Source organism: Streptomyces mutabilis, from assembly GCF_014649815.1.
In the GTDB taxonomy this organism is placed as follows: domain Bacteria; phylum Actinomycetota; class Actinomycetes; order Streptomycetales; family Streptomycetaceae; genus Streptomyces; species Streptomyces mutabilis.
Genome location: NZ_BMTT01000007.1, coordinates 112,322 through 135,104, shown reverse-complemented (window position 1 = coordinate 135,104; position 22,783 = coordinate 112,322). Strand labels below are relative to the sequence as shown.

The window sequence follows — 22,783 nt, the reverse complement described above, 5'->3', positions numbered from 1 at the left end:
GTGTGGGTCACGGTCGTCGGTTACCCATAAGTTGCCGGGCCACGGTCACCGGCAAAGCATGGGGTGGGTGAGTTATCTGCGCCTTCCGCACCTCAGCGGCGACCAGCTGTGCTTCGTGGCCGAGGACGACCTCTGGCTCGCGTCCCTCGACGGCCCCGGCCGCGCCTGGCGGCTCACCGTCGACCGCGCCAAGACCGGCCACCCACGCTTCTCCCCCGACGGCCGCCACATCGCGTACACCAGCTGGCGGAGCCTGGTGCCGGAGGTCCACCTCGTGTCGGTGGACGGCGGTCCGGGGCGGCGGCTCACCCACTGGGGCGGGCTCGACACCCGGGTCTGCGGCTGGTCGCCCCCCGACCCCGACGGCACCACCGCCGTCCTCGCCGTCGCCTCGCACGGCGAGCCCTTCTCCCACCTCACCTGGGCCTACAAGATCACCCCCGACGGCGACCCCGGCCGCAAGCTCCCCTGGGGACCGGTCACCGACATCCAGGCCGCCGACCTCGACGGCGAGCGCAAGACCCTCCTGCTCACCGGCACCCCGCCCCACGAACCCGCCTCCTGGAAACGCTACCGGGGCGGCGCCACGGGCCGGCTCTGGCTGCACGGCGAGCGGCTGCTGCCCGACCTCCACGGCCACCTGCACTCCCCCATGTTCGTCGGCGGCCGGATCGCCTTCCTCTCCGACCACGAGGGCGTCGGCAACCTCTACTCCTGCGCCCACGACGGCTCCGACCTGCGCCGCCACACCGACCACGACGCCTGCTACGCCCGGCACGCGGCGAGCGACGGCACCCGTGTGGTGTACCAGTGCGCGGGCGACCTGTGGATCGTCGAAAACCTGTCGCCGGGCGCCGGGCCGCGCCGGCTCGACGTCAGGCTGAGCGGCCCGCGCGCGGGACGGCGTGCGTACCAGGTGCCCGCCGCCCAGCACGTCGGCGGCATCTCCGTCGACGAGACGGGCCGGGCGAGCGCCGTCGTCGTACGCGGCAGCCTGTACTGGCTCACCCACCGCGACGGCCCCGCCCGCACCCTCGCCGACACTCCCGGAGTACGGGTCCGGCTGCCGGAGATGCTCGGGGCGAGCGGGCGGATCGCCTACGTGACGGACGCGGAGGGCGAGGACGCCGTCGAGATCGGCCACCTGCCCCGGGCGACCGGCGCCCGTGCCCTTCGGCGGCTGGCCTCCGGGAACCTGGGCCGGGTGCTGGAGCTGGTCTCCGACCCGGCGGGCGAGCGGCTGGCCATCGCCTCGCACGACGGCCGGCTGCTGCTCCTCGACGTGCCGGACGAGGACGCGGAGGTCGCCGAGGCGCTCTCGGGCGCGGAAGAGACGGAGCAGACGGAAAGGACGAGGGGGAGGGAGGCCGAGGCGCCCGTCGGCCGGGCAGGTGAGGCGACCGAGCTGATCCGCTCCGTCAACGGCCCCGTCCGCGACCTCGCCTTCTCCCCGGACGGCAGCTGGCTCACCTGGTCCCACCCGGGCATCGGACGTTCCCTGCGGCAGATCAAGATGGCCCGCATCGACGGGAAGAACGGCCAGGAGGGTCCGCTCGTCGTCGACGTCACCGACGGACGCTTCGAGGACGAGAACCCGGTCTTCACCCGGGACGGCCGCTACCTCGCCTTCCTGTCCTGGCGCGGCTTCGACCCGGTCTACGACGTGCACACCGGCGACCTGTCCTTCCCGCTGGGCTGCCGCCCCTACCTCGCACCGCTGTCCTCCGCGACCCCCTCCCCCTTCGCGCTGAACCCGGAAGGCCGTCCCGCCGCCGGCGGCCTGGACCCGCTGGACGACGAATCCGGTGAGGGCGGCGCGGTGACCGTCGAGATCGAGGGGCTGGAGTCCCGGGTGACCCCGTTCCCGGTCACCGCCTCCAAGTACTCGGCGCTGTGCCCGGTCGCGGGCGGCGGGCTGGTCTGGCTGCGCTGGCCCATCTCGGGCGCACTCGGCGAGACCTTCGCGAACCCGGCCGACCCGAGCGAGCGGCCCACCCTGGAGCACTTCAACCTCGCCAAGGCGAGGAAGTCCGAACTCGTCGACCACCTGGACTGGTTCCGGGTCAGCGGCGACGGCAGCCGCCTGGTCGTGCTCGACGAGGGCGACCTGCGCGCCGTACCCGCCACCGAGGCGGGCGACAGCGACTCGACCACCTGGATCGACCTGCGCCGCATCCTGCACGAGGTCGACCCGGCCGCCGAGTGGCGCCAGGCGTACGACGAGGCGGGCAGGCTGATCCGCGCCTACTTCTGGGACCCCGGCATGTGCGGCATCGACTGGGACGCGGTGCTGGACCAGTACCGCCCGCTGGTCGAACGGGTCGCCTCGCCCGACGAGTTCGCCGACCTGCTGCGCGAGGTGCTCGGCGAACTGGGCACCTCTCACGCCTACGTCGCCGCCGCCCGCCGCAACGAGGGCCCGGCGCACTACCAGCGCTGGCAGGGCCTGCTCGGCGCCAACTTCGTGTGCCGGGACGGCCACTGGGTGGTCAAGCGCATCCTGCCCGGCGACTCCTCCGACTCCAAGGCCCGTTCCCCGCTGGCCGGCACCGGAATCCGCGAGGGGGCGGTGCTGACCCACGTGGACGGCCGGCCGGTGGACCCGGTGACGGGACCGTACCCGCTGCTGGCGGGCGCGGGCGGTACGACGGTGGAGCTGACCTTCACGCCGGCCGTGGGCGGCCCGGGACCGTCCCGCCGGGTCGCCGTCGTGCCGCTGATCGACGAGCGCCCCCTGCGCTACCAGGACTGGGTGGCCAAACGGCGCGAGGTGGTGCGGGAGTTGAGCGGCGGGCGCTGCGGCTACCTGCACATCCCCGACATGGGCGGTTCCGGCTGGGCGCAGTTCAACCGGGACCTGCGCATGGAGGTGTCCCGGCCCGCGCTGATCGTGGACGTGCGCGGCAACGCGGGCGGTCACATCAGCGAGCTGGTCATCGAGAAGCTGACCCGCACCATCCTGGGCTGGGACCTGACGCGCGACGCCCAGCCGGTGTCGTACACCTCCAACGCCCCGCGCGGGCCGGTGGTGGCGGTCGCGGACGAGGCGACGTCCTCCGACGGCGACATGATCACGGCCGCGTTCAGACTGCTGCGGCTCGGTCCGGTCGTCGGGCAGCGCACCTGGGGCGGCGTGGTCGGCATGACCGGCCGGCACCGCCTCGGCGACGGCACGGTGATCACCGTGCCGATGAACGCGGCCTGGTTCGACGCCTACGGCTGGTCCGTGGAGAACTACGGCGTCACCCCCGACGTCGAGGCGCTGCGCACCCCGCTGGACTGGGCCGAGGGCCGGTACCCGGTGCTGGACGAGGCGGTCCGGCTGGCAGTGGAGCTGCTGGAGACCAACCCGCCCGCCACGCCGCCCGGTTACGACGCCGTACCCGACCGGTCCCGTCCACCGCTGCCGCCCAGGACCTGAGGCCCCGCCAGCCACGCGAAAGGGGCGCCCTCCCGGCAGGGGGGCGCCCCTTCAGCTCAGCGGCAGCGCGTCAGGCGTCGTAGCTGCTCTCGAAGCGCTCGTCCTCGTCGCGGCGGCGGCGCGAGGAGGGGTCCATCTCGTCCTCGTCGCGGCGGCGGTCGCGGTCGCGGTCGTCGCGGTTCGGCATCTGCTCCCTGGCCTGGTCGGCACGCTGCTTGCCCTGCTGCTGCATGCGCTCGGCCTTGTCCTGGAACTGGTCCTTGATACCCATGTGGGTTCACTCCTGTGGTGATCGGGCCCGACCGGATCAGCCGGGCGCTCGATCAGATTCACACGGGCGGTGACCCTGCGCATGTCGATCAATCACGGACCGTAGCCGAGTTGGATCGCCGCTGTTCGTCGGCGGCTCCGCCCGCGCCGACCAGGCCGACGCGCACCCCGTCCAGCCGGTCCCCGAAGCGCCGCATCTCGCGCTGCCCGACGGTGCCGATGAGGGCCGGCAGGTATCCGCGCACGCCCTGCATGCCGCGCAGCCACCACTGCCCGTAGACGTGGGCCGAGCGACGCTCGATGCCCTCCACGAGCCGGTCGACCGCCGGGCCCAGCGGGTAGGTCTTGTTCGCCGGCCAGGGCAGCCGCTGCCGCAGCTCGCGCATCACGTCCTCCTGGTCCGCGCCGCGCACCATGTCCGTGTCGGTCCACGACAGGTAGCCGACGCCGACCTTCACACCCCGGTGGCCGACCTCGCCGCGCAGACTGTGCGCGTACGCCTCCACACCGGACTTGGAGGCACAGTAGGCCGACATCATCGGCGCGGGCGTGATGGCCGCGAGGGACGCGATCTGGAGCAGGTAGCCGCGGCTCTCCAGCAGGGCGGGCAGGAAGGCGCGGGCCGTCACCGCCGACCCGACCAGGTTGACCTCGATCACCCGGCGCCAGGACTCCGGGTCGGACTCGACGAAGGGACCGCCGGTGGCGACACCGGCGTTGGCGACCACGATGTCGATCCGGCCGAACCGCTCCTTGACCTGTGCCGCCACCTCCGCCATCGCCTCGTGGTCGGTGACGTCGGCGTGCCAGTGGTCGCTCTCGCTGTGCAGCCGGGCGGAGACCTGCTTGAGCGCGTCCGGCTCCAGGCCGACCAGGGCGACCTTGACCCCGCGGGCGGACAGCTTGCGGGCCAGCAGCTCCCCGACGCCCCGCGCGGCCCCGGTGACGACGGCGACGCGCCCTTCCAGGCTCACCCTGCTCATGCGATCTCCTCGGCGGGTACGGCGGGTTCGGTGCGGTCGGTGGACACGTGGGCGGCGACCAGGGCGCGTATCCTGCCGGTGACCAGATCGGGCGCCTCGACCGGCGTCATGTGGCCGAGGCCCGGAAGTTCCGTCACGCCCACGCAGTTCGGCAGCGCGGCGGCCAGCGAGCGGGCGTGCACGGGCGGGGTCAGCCGGTCGGCGGTGCCGACCACTATCTCGACCGGCATCCTCAACTCCCGCACCCCGTGGTCGAGGTCGAGCGCGTCCAGCACCCCGGACCAGGCGTGCCGCACCCGGCTCGGGCAGGCGTGCACGATACGGGCGCACGCCTCGACCATGTCCGGCGCCGAACCCGGGCCCATCGTCCCGTACTTGAGGATCCTGCGCGCGAGCGGCGTGACCGGCCCGAGCGGTGCCCGGGAGCCGAGGACGCGCCGGGTCAGCCAGGTCCGCAGCCGGCCCTGGCCGAACGGCAGCACCGTCGCGGATTCCACCAGCCGCGAACTGCCCGTGCTGCACAGCAGGACCGCCGCGGCGTGTTCGCGCACGCCGGGCCGGGACGCGGCGGCCATCACCGTCATGCCGCCCATGGAGTGCCCGGCGATCACGGCCCGTTCGCCCGGCGCGAGCGTGGCCGCGAGGACGGCTTCGAGGTCGTCGGCGAGGGGCTCGGTACCGCAGACCGGGTTGGCCGGGCTGCGGCCGTGGCCGCGCTGGTCGTAGGCGATGACCCGGTGATCGGCGGCCAGCGCGCGGACCTGCGCCGCCCAGAAGGCGGTCGAGCAGCACCAGCCGTGGGCGAGGACCACCGCGGGCGCGTCCTCGGGACCGTGCACCTCGACGTGGATGCGGGCGCCGTCCGCGGAGACGACGGTCAGCTCACGGGCGGGGACGGGCGGGGCGTACGGCCCGGCGGCGACGTGCATCAGGCGGCTCACGCGCTCACCTCGACGTTCGCGTCCGCGTCCGCGACGGGGGCCGCCCCGGCGACGGCCGTGCGCAGCACCTCGTACTCCGCCAGGTCCACGCGCCGGGTCACCCGCCGGAACTCGGCGGTCGTGCCGGGCCACACCGTGGTGTTGCGGCCGCTCGCGTCCAGGTACCAGCTGGTGCAGCCGCCGGTGTTCCACACCGTGCGCTTCATGCGCTCCTGCACCCGGTGGTTCCAGTTGCGGACGGCTGCGGGGCGGGCGTCGAGAGCGACCCGGCCGCCGAGCACCTTCAGCTGGCGCAGGTAGTCCGCCATGTAGTTCAGCTGCGACTCGATCATCAGGATCATCGAGGAGTTCCCGAGGCCGGTGTTGGGGCCGATGATCGTCATCCAGTTGGGGAAGCCGGTCGCCGAGGCACCGCGCAGGGCCTCCATGCCGCCCTTCCAGGTCTCGGCGAGGGTCCGCCCGTCCACGCCCACGACCCGCTCCGCGATGGGCATGTCGGTGACGTGGAAACCGGTGCCGAAGATGATCACGTCGGCCTCGGTCTCGGTGCCGTCTGCGGCGACGAGGGTCGAGCCGCGCACCTCGCTCAACCCGCTGGCGACCACGTCGACGTTCGGCTGGGCGAGCGCCGGATAGTACGAGCTCGACAGCAGGATGCGCTTGCAGCCGATGCGGTAGTCCGGGGTCAGCTTGGCGCGCAGGGCCGGGTCCTTGACGGCGGAGGCCATGTTGCGCTTGGCGATCTGCTCGACGAAGCCCAGCTCGTTCGGGTGCTTGGTGAAGGCCTGCACCTGGAGCTCGCGGATGCCCCACAGCAGCCCGCGCCGCAGCTTGGTGGTGACGGGCAACGCCCGGTGCAGGGCGCGCTCGGCGCCGCTGATCGCCCGGTCCATGCGGGGCATCACCCAGGCCGGGGTGCGCTGGAACAGGGTCAGATGCCCGGCCTTCGGCTGGATGGACGGCACGATCTGGATCGCGGAGGCGCCGGTGCCGATCATGGCGACGCGCTTGCCGGTGAGGTCGTACTCGTGGTCCCAGCGGGCGGAGTGGAAGACCTTGCCGGGGAAGGAATCCAGCCCCGGGATGTCCGGCACCTTCGGGTCGGACAGCGGCCCGCTCGCGGACACGACGACGTCGGCGGTGAGGTTCCCGCTCACCGTCTCGATCTCCCACAGCAGTCGCTCGGTGTCCCACGCCATCCGCTTCACCTCCGAGTCGAAGCGGATGTGGGGGCGCAGCCCGAAGGTGTCGGTCACGTGCTCCAGGTAGGCGCGGATGTGCTCCTGGCCCGAGAAGGTGCGGGGCCAGTCGGGATTGGGTGCGAAGGAGAACGAGTAGAGGTGGGACGGCACGTCACAGGCGCACCCTGGGTAACTGTTGTCACGCCAGGTCCCTCCGACGCTCCCCGCCCGCTCCAGGACCACGAAGTCGGTGATCCCCTCGCGCCGCAGCCGCACGGCGGCCCCCAGCCCGCCGAAGCCGGACCCGATCACCGCCACCCGCACGTGTTCTTGAACCTGCTCGTGCTCGGCCATCCCGAAGCCTCCACGCATCGCCTAGAACTCTGCCAGTGAACACTGGCGCAATGGGAGAGTAGAGCAGCACCGTACTCATGGGTAGGGGTCGGGCGAGGAAAGTTACCGACGGTACGCCGTAGGGTCGACGACGTGACCGAGAAGCGCGAATACCGCATGGAGGAACTGGCCCGGCTGGCCGGCATCACGGTGCGCACCCTGCGCTTCTACCGCGAACGCAAACTGATCCCACCGCCCCGCCGCGAGGGCCGCATCGCCTGGTACGACGACCACCACCTGGCCCGCCTGCGCACCATCGCCGCCCTCCTGGAGCGCGGGCACACCCTCAGCGGCATCGCGGAACTCGCCGACGCCTTCGACCACGGCCGCGACGTCGGCGACCTGCTCGGCTACGGCGAACCCACCGAGGAGACCCCGGTCCGCCTCACCCCCGAGGAACTCGCCGCCCGCTTCGAGGGCCAGGTCACCCCCGAGAACCTGGCCGCCGCCATGGACCTCGGATACGTCGGCACCGACGGCGACCAGATCGTCCACATCAGCCACCGCCTGCTGGAGGTCTCCTCCGCCCTGGTCCGCGAGGGCATTCCCCTCGGCGAGGTCCTCCAGGCCGGCGCCCGCGTCCGCGAACACGCCGACGCCCTCGCCGACCTCTTCGCCGACCTGATCCTCCGCCACGCCCCCGAAGGGGACCTCCACCGCCTGCGCCCGCTGGCCCGCAGCGTGGTGGAGGCGGAACTGTCGCTGGCGATGGACCGGCGGATACGGAAGCGGACGGAGAACGCCGGCTGAGGACGAGCGGACGGAGGACGCCGGCTGAGGACGAGCGGACGGAGAACGCCGGCTCCGGGCCGGCGGGCGAAGGACGCCGGCCCGGCTAACGGTCGTAGACGACCGTCACCGGCGCGTGGTCCGACCACCGCTCGGCGTGCGTGGCGGCCCGCTCGACGTACCCCTTGACCGCCTTGGCCGCCAGCCCCGGGGTCGACAGGTGGTAGTCGATCCTCCATCCGCTGTCGTTGTCGAAAGCCCGCCCCCGGTAGGACCACCACGAGTACGGCCCCTCCGAGTCGGGATGCAGGGCGCGCACGACATCGACGTAGCCGCCCTCGGCCGGGTCGAGGACCCTGCTCAGCCACTCCCGCTCCTCCGGCAGGAACCCGGAGTTCTTCTTGTTGGCACGCCAGTTCTTGAGGTCGGCCTCGCGGTGGGCGATGTTCCAGTCGCCGCAGACGACGACCTCGCGGCCGTAGGCGGCGGCCCGCTCGCGCAGTTCCTTGAGGTAGGCGAGGAACTCGCCCATGAAGCGGACCTTCTCGTCCTGGCGCTCGGTGCCGACCTCGCCGGAGGGGAGGTAGAGGGAGGCGATCGTCACACCGGGCAGGTCGGCCTCGACGTAGCGGCCGCTGGTGTCGAACTCCGTCGAACCGAAGCCGACCCGGACGCGGTCGGGCTCGCGGCGGGTGTAGAGGGAGACGCCGGCGCGGCCCTTGGCGGCGGCGGGGGCGTGCGTGACGTGCCAGCCGTCGGGGGTGCGGACGTGTTCGGGCAGTTGCTGGGGCTCGGCCCGCACCTCCTGGAGGCAGAGCACGTCGGCGGAGGTGTCCGCGAGCCATTCCACGAAGCCCTTCTTCGCGGCGGCGCGCAGACCGTTCACATTCACGGAGGTCACGGTGAGCACCAGGGCACGATACCGGCACACTGGACGGTGCCCCGATCCCGGATCTCGCATCACATTACGGTAGGTAGCATGAACATTCGCCGGGTCCCCTTCGACCACCCCGACGCCGTGAAGCTCAACGACGAGGTCCAGGCGGAGTACGACGTCCGCTACGGCGACGGCGGTGACGCCACGGAGCTGGCCGCGTCGGACTTCGCGCCGCCGAGCGGCCTGTACCTGATCGCGTACGACGAGAACGACGTCCCGGTCGCCTCCGGCGGCTGGCGCAGCCAGGACGCCAACGACGAGGGCAACCTCGACGGGGACGCCGAGCTCAAGCGGATGTTCGTCATCGAGCAGATGCGTGGCCGGGGGCTGGCCCGCCGCATCCTGGCGGCCCTGGAGGAGGACGCCCGTGCGGCCGGCCGGACGCGCATGGTGCTGGAGACCGGCACCAAGCAGCCCGAGGCCGTGGCCCTGTACACGTCCAGCGGCTACGAGCCGTGCGAGAAGTTCGGCTACTACCGGTTCCACGAGGAAAGCCTCTGCTATGCCAAGGCGCTCCGGGTGCCGTAGACACGGGCCACCCGGCCGCCGCCGCGGCGATGGCACAGCGGCGGCCGGGTGGACTTGCCTCCGAGAACGACGAAGGTCCCGTTCGATCGTGATGATCGAACGGAACCTTCGCCAATGTGCGTGGACCTGAGGGGATTTGAACCCCTGGCCCCCTCGATGCGAACGAGGTGCGCTACCGGACTGCGCCACAGGCCCTTGCAACGAGTGAAACTTTAGCACCCCGACCGGCCTGCTCAAAAATCGCTTCCGAGGCACCCGGGCAGGCCGGCCGCGACGAGGACTACTCGTTGGCCGCTCGGGGGCGGTCGCCGTCCTCGTACTGGTCGAAGAGCGGTGTCCGGCCGCGCTCGCGGGCGCGTCGGGCGGAGGCGGCACGGCGGGCGTCACTACGGCCGGGGGTCTCCGGGCGGTCCTCGGCGCGGCCCTCCGCGCGGTCGGCGGAGCGGTCCGGGGCCGGGTCGGCCGCCGCTTCCTCCCGGTGGGGGTCGACGGCGCTGGATCGTGCCGAGCTCCACGCGTCCGGCGACCCGAGGTCCACGTCGGGGGTGGCGCGGGGGGCGACGGGTGCGGTGACGTAGGTCGGCAGCGGGACCGGCACCGGGTCCCAGCTGTCGCCCTGCGGCCGGCGCCGGCGTTCGCGCTGCTGGTCGACCCACTCGGCGTGGTCGGTCTGCTCGACCAGGGCTCGCCGGTCCGCGGCGAGGGCCGACAGGCCGGAGTCCGGCTCCGACTCGGGCCCCTCGTCCGGCTCCTCCGCGTCGGGGTCGCCGACGGTGTCGGCGGGGTCGGCGGGGGTGCGCCGGCGCGGGCGGCGGTCGCGGTTTCGCAGCCGCTGCGCGGCGGCCTCGGCCTGGCGGCGGTCCATCTGGAAGGCGAACCGGCGGCGCTCCTGCGCGCGCAGGTAGGCGATGTAGGCGCTGAGCAGCACCGCGGGAACCCCGGGCGCCCACAGGAACGCGAGTCCGCCGACGGCGGCGACGACCGAACCGAGCGTGAAGGCCAGGAAGAGGAGCACGGTCGTACGCCGGCGGCGCGCGAGTACCTTGCTGCGCCGGGCGCGAGCCGCTGCGCTGGCCGAGGCGGGGGCGCGCCGAGCCTGCGGAACTCGCGCGCGCGCGGCTGCCGCGCCGGCCCCGCCGGGCCGCCCGGCATCCGGGTTCCGCCCCGGTTCCGAGGACCGCTCCGCTTGCTGGGCCTGCGCGGGTTCGGGGTACTGTCCGGGTTCCGCGGCCTGTCCGCGTCTGGTGCCGGGTGCGTGCCCGTCGGCCGCCGGGCGGGTGTGCCGGCGGGTTCTGGACACGGCGAAGGCCCGGACGTCCACCGAATCGGTGACGGCGTCCGGGTCGTCGGTGTCGGGCCCCGCCTCGTCGGCGGAGCGCGACCGCAGGTCCTTGGCGTACCGGCGCTCCATGCCCGCCCGTCCGGACAGGAGCCGGATGGCGGTGCTGAAGCGTTCCGTCGGACGGGCCTCGTTCAGCTCGTCCTGCCTACGGAGCCACATCGGCACCAAGTAGGCGGCCCAGGCCCCGACAATGACTGCGTAGATGAGGCCGCTGCTGCTCACGCCTCACACGGTAGAGGGGTTTGCGTGGGGCCATCCGCCAATTGGGCCGGTGTGTCGCACGATCTGGCGGATATTTCGAACTTTTCTTGTGATCGATGCGATCAACTGACTGCCAGAGTTGCGCATTTGACCGTTCCGGCACGGTCGCAGCCCGCCCAATTTCGAACATTTATTCAATTACCGGTTGTTTCGCGGGCTCCGGTCCCGTGACCGGTGCCAGCGTCGCAGCAGGCCCTCGGGTACCTCTTCCGCGGTGAGAGCGAAGACGAGGTGGTCGCGCCATGCTCCGTCGATGTGGAGATAACGCGGCCTGAGACCCTCCTCGCGGAATCCGAGTTTCTCCACGACCCGGCGACTGGGCGCGTTCTCGGGGCGAATGCAGACCTCGACGCGGTGCAGTCCGACGGTGCGGAAACTGTGGTCCACCGCCATCGCCACGGCCGTCGGCATCACCCCCCGGCCCGCCACCGCCTCGTCCACCCAGTAGCCGACGTGCCCGGAGCACATCGAGCCCCAAGTGATGCCGGCCACCGTCAACTGCCCGGCCAGCCGTCCCTGGTACTCGATGACGAACGGCATCATCCGGCCCGCGTTGGCCTCGGAGCGCAGGTGCCGCACCATCTGGCGGTAGGTCGGCCGGTGCGCGAGCGGGCCGGCGGGCGTGGGCGGCGGGATGGTCGCCTCCCAGGGCCGCAGCCAGTCGCGGTTGCGCCGGTTGACCTCGCGCCAGGCCCGCTGGTCGCGCAGTCTTATCGGCCTGAGGACGATGTCGCCGTCCACCAGTTCCACGGGCCAGGATGGGCTGTTCAGCTCGCACCCCCACCACTGGCGGGTCTGGGGTGGTCGCCGCCGCGAAGCTGGTCCACGGCGTGGGTCAGCAGCGGCTCCAGTACGGCGAGGCCGTCCTTCACCCCACCGGAGGAGCCCGGCAGGTTGACGATCAGCGTGCCGCCCGCCACTCCGGCCAGGCCCCGGGAGAGCGCCGCGGTCGGCACCTTGTCCCGGCCGTACGCCCGGATCGCCTCCGCGATGCCGGGGACCTCGTGGTCGATCACCGCCCGGGTCGCCTCGGGGGTGCGGTCGGTGGGCGAGATGCCGGTGCCGCCGGTGGTCACGATCACGTCGTAGCCCGCCTCGGCGCCGGCGCGCAGGGCCGCCTCGACGGGATCCCCGTCGGGCACGACCCGCGGGCCGTCCACCGCGAAGCCGAAGCGGCGCAGGCCCTCGGCGATCAGCGGGCCGCCCTTGTCCTCGTAGACCCCGGCGGCGGCCCGGTTGGAGGCCGTGACCACCAGGGCGCTGTACGGCGCGGGGAACGTGCTCCCGGTCGGCCCGTCCAGCGTCATGCCCGGCTCCAGTCGCCCGACTTGCCGCCCGTCTTCTCCTCCACCCGCACGTCCGTGATGACCGCTCCCTTGTCGACCGCCTTCACCATGTCGATCACGGTGAGCGCGGCGACGGAGACCGCGGTGAGCGCCTCCATCTCGACGCCCGTGCGATCCGTCGTCCTCACCGTGGCGGTGATCTCCACGGCGTCGTCCGCGACCGACAGGTCCAGTTTCACACCGGAGACCGACAACGGGTGGCACAGCGGGATCAGGTCGGGGGTGCGTTTGGCGCCCATGATGCCCGCGATCCGCGCGGTGGCCAGGGCGTCGCCCTTGGGGACCCCCTCGCCGCGCAGCAGCTCGATCACGCGGGGCGCGACGAGGACGCGTCCGCTGGCGCGGGCGGTGCGCGCGGTCACGTCCTTGGCGGAGACGTCGACCATGCGGGCGGCGCCCGCCTCGTCGATGTGCGTCAGCCGGTCCTGCGGGCCCTGCGCGCTCGGGTCGTCGTGCGGGGGCTGGCCGTCGTGCGGGGGTCGGTCCTGCGTACTCATGCTCGTGTGGCGCTCCCGGTCCGGGCCCGGCGCGGTGCGGCGCGCGGGCCTGCTGTGCGCGACACGGTACCGCCAACAGGCCGGGGTCAGCCGAGCAGGACCACCTCGACCTCGGCGCCGGGCTCCACGGACTCGGCGTCCTCGGGGACGACGATCAGCGCGTCGGCGTGTGCGAGGGCGGCCACGAGGTGGGAGCCCGCGCCGCCGACCGGGGTGACCGTGCCGTCGGCGTAGGTGCCGCGCAGGAACTGGCGGCGGCCCTTGGGCGAGGTCAGCGCCTTGTCCGCGGTCAGGGACGCGGTGGTCGTCGGGCGGTGGAGGTCGGCGAGCCCCATGAGGGTGCGGATCGCGGGGCGGACGAACAGCTCGAAGGAGACGTACGACGACACCGGGTTGCCCGGCAGGGCGAGGAGCGGGGTGTGGTCGGGGCCGATGGAGCCGAAGCCCTGGGGCTTGCCCGGCTGCATGGCGAGCTTGCGGAAGTCGACGCCGCTGCCCGGCTCGTCCTCGTCGGCGACGTGCGCCAGCGCCTCCTTGACCACGTCGTACGCCCCGACGCTCACGCCGCCGGTGGTGACCATGAGGTCGGCGCGCACCAACTGGTCCTCGATGGTGGACCGCAGGGTCTCGGCGTCGTCGGCGACGGCGCCCACGCGGTAGGCGATGGCGCCCGCGTCGCGGGCGGCGGCGGTGAGGGCGAAGCTGTTGGAGTCGTAGATCTGACCGGCGGCCAGTTCCTCGTCGGGCTGGACGAGTTCGCTGCCGGTGGAGAGCACCACCACGCGCGGGCGCGGGCGCACCCGGACCCTGCCGCGGCCGATCGCGGCGAGCAGGGCGATCTGCGGCGGGCCGAGGACCGTACCGGCCTGTAGGGCGCGGTCGCCGGCGGCGACGTCGCTGCCCTTCGCGCGGACGTGGGCGCGGGCCTCGGCGGGGCGGTACACGTGCACCTGCCCCTCGGCGCCCTCGGGGGCCAGGCTGCGGGCGGACATGCCGGCCACCGGGCCCGCGCCGAGCCCTCCGTCGGTCCACTCGACGGGGACGACCGTCTCGGCGCCGGGCGGGAGCGGGGCGCCGGTCATGATGCGGGCGGCCTGACCCGGTCCCACCGACAGCGGGTCGGCCTGGCCTGCGGCGACGTCCCCTACGACCTCCAGGACGGCGGGGAACTCCTCGCTCGCGCCCGCGACGTCGGCGACGCGCACCGCGTACCCGTCCATGGAGCTGTTGTCGAACGGCGGCAGGGAGAGCGGCACCGTGATGTCGTCGACCAGGACACAGCCCTGGGCGTCGAGCAGGTTCAGCTCGATGGGTTCCAGGGGGCGGACGGTCGCGAGGATGTCGTCCAGGTGGTCCTGCACCGACCACAGCCGGTCCGGACCGAAGTCCGCGGTGGCGTGCTCGTGGCCGGTGTCACGGTGCGCGGCGCTGCTCAACGTCGTTACATCTCCTCGGCTACGTAACTGCGAAGCCAGGTCCGGAAGTCCGGGCCCAGGTCCTCACGTTCGCACGCGAGTCGGACAATGGCACGCAGGTAGTCGCCGCGGTCGCCGGTGTCATAGCGGCGGCCCTTGAAGACGACGCCGTGCACCGGGCCGCCGACCTTCTCGTCCTCGGCGAGCTGCTGGAGGGCGTCGGTGAGCTGGATCTCGCCGCCGCGGCCGGGCTCGGTCTTGCGGAGTATGTCGAAGACGTGCGGGTCGAGGACGTAGCGGCCGATGATGGCGTAGTTGGAGGGGGCGTCGGCCGGGTCCGGCTTCTCGACCAGTCCGCTCACCTTGACGACGTCGTCGTCCCCGGTGGCCTCCACGGCCGCGCAGCCGTAGAGGTGGATCTGCTCGGGGGCGACCTCCATGAGGGCGATGACGCTGCCGCCGTGCTGCTCCTGGACGTCGATCATCCGCTGGAGCAGGGGGTCGCGCGGGTCGATCAGGTCGTCGCCGAGCAGGACCGCGAAGGGCTCGTCGCCGACGTGCGGCGCGGCGCACAGCACGGCGTGGCCGAGGCCCCTGGGGTCGCCCTGGCGGACGTAGTGGATCATGGCGAGGTCGCTGGATTCCTGGACCTTGGCCAGCCGGCTCGCGTCGCCCTTCTTCTGGAGGGCCGACTCGAGCTCGTAGTTGCGGTCGAAGTGGTCCTCCAGGGGGCGCTTGTTGCGGCCCGTGACCATGAGGACGTCACCGAGGCCGGCGGACACGGCCTCTTCGACCACGTACTGGATCGCCGGCTTGTCGACGACCGGCAGCATCTCCTTGGGAGTGGCTTTGGTGGCCGGCAGGAACCGGGTGCCGAGTCCGGCTGCTGGGATGACAGCCTTGCTGATCCTGGGGTGGGACTGAGTCATGCGCGCCACCATATCCGGTACCTATAGGGAGAATCTGTGACTCCGGATCCCGGATGCTCATATGAGCATGCTAGACGTTACAGGAGCGGTCCATGAGTCACAACGCACCCGCGGCGGAGCCCGACAAGCGAAGGCTGCGGCGGGGGTTCCTCGCGGCGCGGAACGCGCTGACCACGGATGCCGTGCGGAAAGCGGCGCACGCGCTGGCCGGGCGGGCGCTCGGTATGCCGGAGGTCGCGGGGGCGCACGCCGTGGCGGCGTACGTCTCGGTGGGCGCCGAGCCCGGGACCCGCGCGCTACTGGACGCGCTGCGCGCGCGAGGCGTGCGCGTCCTGCTGCCCGCCCTGCTGCCCGACAACGACCTGGACTGGGGCGAGTACACCGGTGAGGGATCCCTCACGCACGTGCGGCACGACGGGCGGATGACCCTGTCCGAGCCCGCCGGCGAGCGCCTGGGGCCGGACGCGGTCACGGAGGCGGACGTGGTGCTGCTGCCGGGGCTGGCGGTCGACGGGCGCGGCATGCGGCTGGGACGCGGCGGCGGATCGTACGACCGGGTCCTGGCGCGTCTGGAGCGGGCGGGCGCGCGTCCCGCCCTGCTGGTGCTGCTCTACGACGCGGAGGTCGTCGCGCACGTCCCCGAGGAGCCGCACGACCGGCCGGTGGACGCGGTGGTGACGCCGTCGGGGGTACGCCGGTTCCGCTGACCGCGCGGGGGACGCGAGTGCCGACTGCGCGAGAACGGCCTCCACGCGCGCGTGGAGGCCGTTCTCGACTGCCGGTACGGCCCGGCTACGGCTTGAGCACCAGCGTGTCGCTCGTGCTCTCGTCGACCGCCTTCTTCGTGAAGGCCCACGGCAGCAGTTCACCGTCGGCCCACTTGTCGGTCTGGTCGGTGTAGTGGGCGCTGTAGGCGTGGCCGGAGGCGCCGGTGAGGTTGATCCAGCGCGACTTGTCGAGGTCACCGAGGTTGACCACCATCCGCATGGACGGCACCCACACCACCCCGTAACCGCCGGCCGCGTTCCAGCCGGAGGCGTTGACCGCCGCCTCGCCGCCGCTGAGCTTCCACGGGCCGCGGTTGAGGGCGTACTTCAGGAAGCCGGGGCCCTCGGTGCCCAGGGTCTGGTTCTTCAGGAACAGGCGGTGCAGCCGACCCCAGTTCCAGGTGTCGATGTCCTTGCCGAGCTTGGCGGTCAGCTCCCAGCGGGCGTCGACCATGGCGCGCTTGAACAGGTCGTCGCGGTTGTGGTCGGCGCCCTTGCGGGTGCCGTTGGCCGGCGTCGTCCACCAGTCGCTCTTCGGCTTGTCCATCAGCTGCCGCACGACCTCGAACCAGCGGTCGCCGCCGTCCGGCTGCGCCTGGTCGGTGTCACGCTGACCGCACTCGCGGACCTTGTTCGTCTCGTCCGCCGGGCCGGTGGTGTTGACCGGGTCGACCCACAGGCACTGGCCCTTGACGCGCAGTTCCTTGGGCAGCTTGTTGCCGAAGGCGAGCTTGAGGATGTTGCGCCACACGGCGTTGAAGTAGGCGGCGGCCGCCGAGTCGGCGTCCTGGGTGTAGTCCCAGCCTTCAAGAAGCTTCTGCGCCTCGCGGACGTCCTTGTCCTCGACGTCGATCTTCAGCAGTTGGGGCACGAGCAGCTTGGCGATCTCGCTGCTGTTGTCCAGCTGCATCTGGCGCATGTCGTCGGTGGAGATCTTGCCGCCGTCCTTGATCTTCTGCTCGATCAGGGAGGTGATGCGCTGGCTGCGGGTGCCGTAACCCCAGTCCGTGGTGAGCGTGTAGGGGTAGTCCTCGTCGACGACCGCCTGGTTGGCGGTCACGATGTAGCCGCGCTCCGGGTCGTACTCGTACGGCAGCTCGTCGTCGTCGATGTACTCGCCGGTCCAGTGGTAGTCGGGGTCCCAGCCCGGCGCCGGGACCGAGCCGTCGTGGCCCTTGGCGCGCACCGGGATCCTGCCGGGCAGCGTGTAGCCGATGTGCTCGCTGTCGGCGTAGACCAGGTTCTGCGAGGGGACGTCGAACAGGGCGGCTGCCTCCCTGAAGTCGCTCCAGTTCTGCGCCCGGTCCATAGCGAAGACGGCGTCCATGGTGGTGCCCGCCTCCAGCGCCGTCCAGCGCAGTGCGACGCCGTAGCCGTCGCCGCGGTCGGGGGCGGCGGTCTCGACGGTGGCCTTCTTGCCGACCTTCACCAGCTCGTCGTCGCGGTCGGAGAGCAGGGGGCCGTTGTTGGTCTCACGGACCACGATCTTCTTGGACTCGCCGCCGGCGACCTTGATGGTCTCCTCGCGGGTCTCGAAGGGGACCACCTTGCCGTCGTACTGGTAGCCGTCGGCGGTGATCTTCTCCAGGTAGAGGTCGGTGACGTCGACGCCGGAGTTGGTCAGGCCCCAGGCGATCTCCTGGTTGTGGCCGATGACCACGCCGGGCATGCCCGCGAAGGTGTAACCGGCGACGTCGTAGCGGCACTTGTCGGAGACGGTGCGGCAGTGCAGGCCCATCTGGTACCAGACGGACGGCAGCGACGGAGACAGGTGCGGGTCGTTGGCCAGCAGCGGCTTGCCGGTGATGGTGTGCTCGCCGGAGACGACCCAGGAGTTGGAGCCGATGCCGTTGCCGTTCACGCCGACGGCGGTGGGCAGGTCGTCCAGGACGTTCTGGAGGCCCGAGAGCTGGCTCTGCAAGGCGTTGCCGGTGCCCGTGCCGGTCCCGGTCCCGACGCCTGTACCGGTTCCGGTACCGGTACCGGCCCCGACGCCTGTACCGGTTCCGGTGCCCGTGCCGGTTCCGGTGCCCTCGTCGCCGCCGGACGTGCCGCCCCCCTCGAACGTCTCGGTGAGCTCGTCGTACTGGCCCTCCTGAACGATCGCCTTGTTCCGGTCGTAGGGGTAGGCCGGGTACAGGTCGGCGATCTGCTTCGGACCGAGGCGGCTGGTCATCAGGGCGCGGTCGACCTCGTCCTGCATGTTCCCGCGCAGGTCCCAGGCCATCGCCTTCAGCCAGGCCACCGAGTCGACCGGGGTCCACTCCTGGGGCTTGTAGTCGTTGGTGAAGCCGAGGGCGGCGTACTCCAGGGAGATGTCCGCGCCGTCCTTGCCCTCCAGGTAGGCGTTGACGCCCTTCGCGTACGCCTGGAGGTACTTCTTGGTGGAGTCCGACAGCTTCTCGTCGTACTCCTTCTTCGCCACCCGGTGCCAGCCCAGGGTGCGCAGGAACTCGTCGTTGTCCACCTGGCTCTTGCCGAACATCTCCGACAGGCGCCCTGCGGTCATGTGACGGCGCACGTCCATCTCGTAGAACCGGTCCTGCGCCTGGACGTAGCCCTGCGCCATGAACAGGTCCTCCTCGGAGGACGCGTAGATCTGCGGGATGCCGTAGCCGTCGCGCTTGACGTCGACCGGGCCGGACAGGCCCTTCAGCGTGAGCGAGCCGGCGGTCTGCGGGAAGGACGCGCGGACCGTGCTGACGGACCAGTACCCGCCGTAGACGAGGCCGCCGATGACGGCCAGGACCAGCACGAGGACGAGCAGGCGGCCTTTGCGCCCCTTCTTCCCCTTCTTCCTGCCGGACGTGCCGGGCTGCTGACCCGTGGAGGCGGTGGTGGTGGGGGGCATCGCTGTCCTTGCTGTCCTAACACGAGCGGCAGGGGCGGGCTGTGCTTCGTACTGAGCGACCGAGCGCTGGAGCAACTGTAGGCGCAGGCCCGGCTCCGCCTTGACGCGGAGTCGGGTACTGGCACGCACGGGCGTTCGATCCTGCCAAGCCGAGGGTCAAGAAATCGTCAAGAGTTAGGTAAGGTAACGAAGTAGTTGCCCGCAGAGCACTGCGGTTTCGTGTGCCATGGGGGTGTGTGTTCGCGCGCCGCGCGGCGCGCTCGTCCGCGCCACGGGCGGCATGTGGTCCGTGTGCGGGCGTATGCGCTGGTACGTAACCGTGCGTACCCGTACGTGCCCCGTGGGGTCCGCGTGTGGTCCGTGCTGTGCGTCAAGGAAGGGAACGGCCGCTGACTGTCCACCACCTCAACCAGCTCCTGCTCGTCTGCTCGCTCGTCCTCCTCATCGCCGTGGCGGCGGTCCGGATCTCCTCACGCAGCGGGCTCCCCAGCCTGCTCGTCTACCTGGCGATCGGCGTCGCCATGGGCCAGGACGGCATCGGCGACATCCACTTCGACAACGCCGAACTGGTTCAGGTCATCGGATACGCGGCCCTGGTCGTGATCCTGGCCGAAGGCGGTCTCGGTACGAAGTGGAAGGAGGCGAAACCGGCCCTGCCGGCCGCCTCCGCACTGGCACTGGCCGGGGTCGCGGTGAGCGTCGGCGTGACCGCGGCGGGCGCGCACTACCTGACCGGGCTGGAGTGGCGGCAGGCACTGATCGTCGGAGCGGTGGTCTCCTCCACGGACGCGGCGGCCGTGTTCTCGGTGCTGCGCACAATCCCGTTGCCCGCACGCATAACGGGCACCCTGGAGGCCGAGTCCGGCTTCAACGACGCACCGGTGGTCATCCTGGTGGTCGCCTTCTCCACGGCCGGCCCGATCGAGCACTGGTACGTGCTGCTGGGCGAGATCGCGCTGGAGCTGGCCATCGGCGCCGCCATCGGGCTCGCGGTCGGCTGGCTCGGGTCCCTCGGACTCAGGCACGTGGCGCTGCCCGCCTCCGGCCTCTACCCCATCGCCGTCATGTCGATCGCCGTCACCGCCTACGCGGCCGGCGCCATGGTCCACGGCAGCGGCTTCCTGGCCGTCTACCTCGCGTCGATGGTCATGGGCAACGCCCGGCTACCGCACTGGCCCGCCACGCGGGGCTTCGCCGACGGGCTCGGCTGGCTCGCCCAGATCGGCATGTTCGTGCTGCTCGGCCTGCTGGTCACCCCGCACGAGCTCGGGGACGACATCCTGCCCGCCCTGATCATCGGGCTGGTGCTGACCATGGTGGCGCGTCCGCTGAGCGTCGTACTGTGCCTGCTGCCGTTCCGGGTGCCCTGGCAGGAGAAGGCACTGATGTCCTGGGCCGGGCTGCGCGGCGCCGTGCCCATCGTCCTGGCCACGATCCCCATGGTGGAGGGCGTCGAGGGCAGCCGCCGCATCTTCAACATCGTCTTCGTCCTGGTCGTCGTCTACACCCTGGTCCAGGGGCCGACGCTGCCCTGGCTGGCCCGCAAGCTGCACCTGGGCAAGGAGGACGAGGCCGCCGACCTCGGCATCGAGTCGGCGCCCCTGGAGCGGCTGCGCGGGCACCTGCTGTCCGTGACGATCCCCGAGGGGTCGAGGATGCACGGCGTGGAGGTCAGCGAGCTGCGGCTGCCGGCCGGGTCCGCCGTGACGCTGGTCGTCCGCGACGGCAAGTCGTTCGTGCCGCTGCCCACGACGGGACTGCGGCGCGGGGACGAACTCCTCGTGGTCGCCACCGACCCCGTCCGGGACACCGCCGAGGCGCGGCTGCGCGCGGTCGGCCACGGCGGCAAGCTGGCCGGATGGCTGGGCACGGGTGAGGCGAACGGCAACCGCGGGTGAGCGAGTGCGGCAGCCGCAGCTGGATGGTGCGGGATCGCGGGTGGACGAGTGCGCAATCGCATGGACGAGCGCGGGATCGCAGGTGATCGGATGCGGCAACCGCAGGTGGACGGCGGGTGCCGAGATCGCAGGTGAACGTGGGGAGGGTGCGCGCTTTCACAGGTTGCGCCCGTCTTCCCCCCTGTAGGATGAATGCGGCACCTGATCGAACCAACTCTGCCTGAAGCAGAGCTGGCGCGACCGTATGGCGGCCGGATCGCCCCTCTTCCGCGCGGGCTCCGGCATCTACCGCAGTCCGCGCAAGAGGACAGCTCTCGGCGCTCCCGCACGGCGACAGCCGCGAGGCGGACCGCGCTACCAGGCGGCAGAAAGGCACGGGCCGTGGCATCCACGGTCACCTCGTCGAAGAAGTCGCCGGAGGAGACGCGGCACGCCGAGTCCCGCTCCGCCCGCCCGGGATACGGCCGACTGCTGCGCACCCGCGGCGCCTGGACGTTCCTGCTGCCCGGCTTCGCGGCACGCCAGCCGTTCGCCATGCTGACGCTCTCCATCGTGCTGTTGGTGCAGCACACCACCGGTTCCTACGGCGTCGCGGGCGCCGCGGCGGCCGTCACCGGCGTCTCCATGGCCGTGTTCGCCCCCTACAGCGGGCGGCTCGCCGACCGCTACGGGCAGCGTGCCGTCCTGCTCCCCGGCGTGCTCGTGCACGCGACATCCGGTGCGACCCTGACCGTTCTCGCGCTCGCGAACGCGCCCTTGTGGGCACTGTTCGCGGCCGCGGTGCCCACCGGCGCCTCGGTGCCGCAGATCGGACCCATGGTGCGGGCCCGCTGGGGCGTGAAGCTCAAGGACTCCCCGCTGATGAGCACGGCGGCCGCCTTCGAGTCCGTCACCGACGAGCTGACCTTCGTCCTCGGCCCGCTTTTGGCGACCGCCCTGTGCACGGCCGTGGACCCGGCCGCGGGCCTGGTCACCGAGGCCGCGCTCACCCTGGTGGGCGGTCTGCTGTTCGCCGCGCAGAGAAGCACCCAACCGGCGGTCGGCCGCGCCGCCGACGGGCACGCACGCGTGCAGCACGTTTCGGCACTGCGTGTCCCCGGGGTGCGCGTTCTCATCGTGGTCTTCCTGGGCATCGGTTCCGTGTTCGGCGGCATGCAGGTCTCGCTGGCCGCCTTCACCGAGTCGATCGGCGAGCCCGGGCTGAACGGCGTCCTGTACGGCGTCTTCGCCGCGGGCAACATGCTCTCGGGCCTGGCCTGCGGCGCGATCGCCTGGAAGGTGGCCCCGCAGCGGCGCCTCCTGGTCGGCTACACCGCCCTCGCCGTGACCGCGTCCGGCCTGTGGGCCGCTCACTCCGTGCTCGTACTGGCCGGTCTCGGCCTCCTGGTCGGCATGTGCATCGCACCCGCTCTCGTCACCGGCTACACGCTGGTCGAGGACCTGGTTCCGGCGGGCGCCCGCACCGAGGCGTTCACCTGGCTGACCGGCGCGGTCGCGCTCGGCCAGGCGGCGGCCGTCACCGTCTCCGGCCAGCTGGAGGACCGGCTCTGGGGCGGCGCCGGGTTCCTGGTGCCGATGGGTGGCACAGTGCTCGCGCTTGCGACGCTGCTGGCACTGCGTTCGCGGCTGGCGACCCCGCCCCGCGGGCGTACGGTCCTGCGTGGCGTGGATCACCGGGAGCACGCCGCAGTGGACTGATCCCGGGGAATGCGTCACTATGGACCGTCGTTAGCACTCATCGAGTGAGAGTGCCAGGAGGAAGACAAGTGCCGACGTACCAGTACCAGTGCACCGAGTGCGGCGAGGGCCTCGAGGCGGTGCAGAAGTTCACCGATGACGCCCTGACCGAGTGCCCGAACTGCCAGGGCCGCCTGAAGAAGGTGTTCTCGGCGGTCGGCATTGTCTTCAAGGGCTCCGGCTTCTACCGCAACGACAGCCGCGGCAGCTCGTCCAGCAGCTCGCCGGCGTCGTCGGCCAAGTCGGCGTCGTCCTCGGCGGACTCCTCGCCCTCGGACTCCGGTTCGTCGTCGGGCTCGGGCTCGTCGTCGAGCTCCGGCAGCTCCTCCGCCGCCGGCACCACCGCCGCGTAGGGCC

At 72.0% G+C, this 22,783-nt stretch carries 19 protein-coding genes and 1 tRNA gene; 7 read left to right on the top strand and 13 right to left on the bottom strand.

What is annotated here, in order from left to right; translation table 11 throughout:
* The first annotated feature begins 58 nt into the window (after nucleotides 1–58).
* Nucleotides 59–3,421 carry a S41 family peptidase gene (locus tag IE142_RS17135; protein WP_191886578.1) on the top strand — a complete coding sequence of 1,121 codons (3,363 nt, stop codon included), beginning with the start codon at nucleotides 59–61 and terminating at the stop codon, nucleotides 3,419–3,421.
* 70 nt (nucleotides 3,422–3,491) lie between these two features.
* Here IE142_RS17135 and IE142_RS17130 read toward each other — a convergent pair whose 3' ends face one another.
* From IE142_RS17130 to IE142_RS17115, 4 genes are all read right to left on the bottom strand, one after another.
* Nucleotides 3,492–3,692, bottom strand: coding sequence for a hypothetical protein (locus IE142_RS17130; protein WP_100045047.1), 201 nt, complete (start codon nucleotides 3,690–3,692; stop codon nucleotides 3,492–3,494).
* An 88-nt stretch (nucleotides 3,693–3,780) separates the two neighbouring features.
* Entirely contained in the window at nucleotides 3,781–4,674 is an 894-nt protein-coding gene (locus IE142_RS17125) for an SDR family oxidoreductase (RefSeq protein ID WP_191886577.1), read from the bottom strand.
* Nucleotides 4,671–5,615, bottom strand: coding sequence for an alpha/beta fold hydrolase (locus IE142_RS17120; RefSeq protein ID WP_191886576.1), 945 nt, complete (start codon nucleotides 5,613–5,615; stop codon nucleotides 4,671–4,673). The genes IE142_RS17125 and IE142_RS17120 overlap by 4 nt, the downstream gene beginning before the upstream one ends.
* Nucleotides 5,612–7,150, bottom strand: a complete 1,539-nt coding sequence (locus IE142_RS17115) for a flavin-containing monooxygenase (protein WP_191886575.1) — start codon at nucleotides 7,148–7,150, stop codon at nucleotides 5,612–5,614. Before IE142_RS17115 ends, IE142_RS17120 begins: the two co-directional genes overlap by 4 nt.
* A 132-nt stretch (nucleotides 7,151–7,282) precedes the next feature.
* Between IE142_RS17115 and IE142_RS17110 the strand changes: the two genes are divergently transcribed.
* Nucleotides 7,283–7,939: a MerR family transcriptional regulator gene (locus IE142_RS17110; protein WP_191886574.1), complete on the top strand. Its 657-nt coding sequence runs from the start codon at nucleotides 7,283–7,285 to the stop codon at nucleotides 7,937–7,939.
* An 85-nt stretch (nucleotides 7,940–8,024) separates the two neighbouring features.
* Here the strand turns inward: IE142_RS17110 and IE142_RS17105 are convergent, their stop codons facing one another.
* Nucleotides 8,025–8,828, bottom strand: coding sequence for an exodeoxyribonuclease III (locus tag IE142_RS17105; protein ID WP_191886573.1), 804 nt, complete (start codon nucleotides 8,826–8,828; stop codon nucleotides 8,025–8,027).
* A gap of 69 nt (nucleotides 8,829–8,897) precedes the next feature.
* Here IE142_RS17105 and IE142_RS17100 point away from each other — a divergent pair, with 69 nt between their 5' ends.
* Entirely contained in the window at nucleotides 8,898–9,383 is a 486-nt protein-coding gene (locus IE142_RS17100) for a GNAT family N-acetyltransferase (protein ID WP_191886572.1), read from the top strand.
* Nucleotides 9,384–9,504: 121 nt separating this feature from the next.
* Here IE142_RS17100 and IE142_RS17095 read toward each other — a convergent pair.
* From IE142_RS17095 to galU, 7 genes are all read right to left on the bottom strand, one after another.
* Nucleotides 9,505–9,578: transfer RNA gene (locus IE142_RS17095), tRNA-Ala, on the bottom strand.
* A gap of 85 nt (nucleotides 9,579–9,663) precedes the next feature.
* Nucleotides 9,664–10,947 (bottom strand): divisome protein SepX/GlpR, encoded by a 1,284-nt coding sequence (sepX, locus tag IE142_RS17090; RefSeq protein WP_191886571.1) that lies wholly within the window; start codon nucleotides 10,945–10,947, stop codon nucleotides 9,664–9,666.
* A gap of 177 nt (nucleotides 10,948–11,124) precedes the next feature.
* On the bottom strand, nucleotides 11,125–11,727 hold the full coding sequence (locus IE142_RS17085; protein WP_043376971.1) for a GNAT family N-acetyltransferase: 603 nt from the start codon (nucleotides 11,725–11,727) through the stop codon (nucleotides 11,125–11,127).
* Between the two features lie 26 nt (nucleotides 11,728–11,753).
* Nucleotides 11,754–12,293, bottom strand: a complete 540-nt coding sequence (locus IE142_RS17080; RefSeq protein ID WP_191886570.1) for a MogA/MoaB family molybdenum cofactor biosynthesis protein — start codon at nucleotides 12,291–12,293, stop codon at nucleotides 11,754–11,756.
* Nucleotides 12,290–12,829 (bottom strand): cyclic pyranopterin monophosphate synthase MoaC, encoded by a 540-nt coding sequence (gene moaC, locus IE142_RS17075; protein WP_306432563.1) that lies wholly within the window; start codon nucleotides 12,827–12,829, stop codon nucleotides 12,290–12,292. Before moaC ends, IE142_RS17080 begins: the two co-directional genes overlap by 4 nt.
* Before the next feature lie 86 nt (nucleotides 12,830–12,915).
* Nucleotides 12,916–14,265 (bottom strand): molybdotransferase-like divisome protein Glp, encoded by a 1,350-nt coding sequence (gene glp / locus IE142_RS17070; protein ID WP_370466364.1) that lies wholly within the window; start codon nucleotides 14,263–14,265, stop codon nucleotides 12,916–12,918.
* A 5-nt stretch (nucleotides 14,266–14,270) separates the two neighbouring features.
* Entirely contained in the window at nucleotides 14,271–15,173 is a 903-nt protein-coding gene (gene galU, locus IE142_RS17065) for a UTP--glucose-1-phosphate uridylyltransferase GalU (protein WP_043376962.1), read from the bottom strand.
* Between the two features lie 92 nt (nucleotides 15,174–15,265).
* Between galU and IE142_RS17060 the strand changes: the two genes are divergently transcribed.
* Complete coding sequence (locus tag IE142_RS17060) at nucleotides 15,266–15,880, top strand: 5-formyltetrahydrofolate cyclo-ligase (RefSeq protein ID WP_191886569.1); 615 nt, start codon at nucleotides 15,266–15,268, stop codon at nucleotides 15,878–15,880.
* Nucleotides 15,881–15,965: 85 nt separating this feature from the next.
* Here the strand turns inward: IE142_RS17060 and IE142_RS17055 are convergent, their stop codons facing one another.
* The gene (locus tag IE142_RS17055; protein WP_191886568.1) at nucleotides 15,966–18,791 is read right to left on the bottom strand and encodes a penicillin acylase family protein; all 2,826 of its coding nucleotides are present in this window, start codon (nucleotides 18,789–18,791) and stop codon (nucleotides 15,966–15,968) included.
* A gap of 365 nt (nucleotides 18,792–19,156) precedes the next feature.
* Here IE142_RS17055 and IE142_RS17050 point away from each other — a divergent pair, with 365 nt between their 5' ends.
* The 3 genes from IE142_RS17050 (at nucleotide 19,157) to IE142_RS17040 (ending at nucleotide 22,779) form a co-directional block, all read left to right on the top strand.
* Nucleotides 19,157–20,689 carry a potassium/proton antiporter gene (locus tag IE142_RS17050; RefSeq protein ID WP_229830599.1) on the top strand — a complete coding sequence of 511 codons (1,533 nt, stop codon included), beginning with the start codon at nucleotides 19,157–19,159 and terminating at the stop codon, nucleotides 20,687–20,689.
* Between the two features lie 381 nt (nucleotides 20,690–21,070).
* Nucleotides 21,071–22,387: an MFS transporter gene (locus IE142_RS17045; RefSeq protein WP_191886566.1), complete on the top strand. Its 1,317-nt coding sequence runs from the start codon at nucleotides 21,071–21,073 to the stop codon at nucleotides 22,385–22,387.
* Between the two features lie 68 nt (nucleotides 22,388–22,455).
* On the top strand, nucleotides 22,456–22,779 hold the full coding sequence (locus IE142_RS17040) for an FmdB family zinc ribbon protein (RefSeq protein ID WP_191886565.1): 324 nt from the start codon (nucleotides 22,456–22,458) through the stop codon (nucleotides 22,777–22,779).
* Nucleotides 22,780–22,783: the final 4 nt, after the last annotated feature.

Coding starts and splice junctions, on each gene's coding strand:
- IE142_RS17135 (WP_191886578.1), top strand. CDS start 59: ATGGGGTGGGTGAGTTATCTGCGCCTTCCGCACCTCAGCGGCGACCAG.
- IE142_RS17130 (WP_100045047.1), bottom strand. CDS start 3,692: ATGGGTATCAAGGACCAGTTCCAGGACAAGGCCGAGCGCATGCAGCAG.
- IE142_RS17125 (WP_191886577.1), bottom strand. CDS start 4,674: ATGAGCAGGGTGAGCCTGGAAGGGCGCGTCGCCGTCGTCACCGGGGCC.
- IE142_RS17115 (WP_191886575.1), bottom strand. CDS start 7,150: ATGGCCGAGCACGAGCAGGTTCAAGAACACGTGCGGGTGGCGGTGATC.
- IE142_RS17100 (WP_191886572.1), top strand. CDS start 8,898: ATGAACATTCGCCGGGTCCCCTTCGACCACCCCGACGCCGTGAAGCTC.
- IE142_RS17080 (WP_191886570.1), bottom strand. CDS start 12,293: ATGACGCTGGACGGGCCGACCGGGAGCACGTTCCCCGCGCCGTACAGC.
- moaC (WP_306432563.1), bottom strand. CDS start 12,829: ATGAGTACGCAGGACCGACCCCCGCACGACGGCCAGCCCCCGCACGAC.
- galU (WP_043376962.1), bottom strand. CDS start 15,173: ATGACTCAGTCCCACCCCAGGATCAGCAAGGCTGTCATCCCAGCAGCC.
- IE142_RS17060 (WP_191886569.1), top strand. CDS start 15,266: ATGAGTCACAACGCACCCGCGGCGGAGCCCGACAAGCGAAGGCTGCGG.
- IE142_RS17055 (WP_191886568.1), bottom strand. CDS start 18,791: ATGCCCCCCACCACCACCGCCTCCACGGGTCAGCAGCCCGGCACGTCC.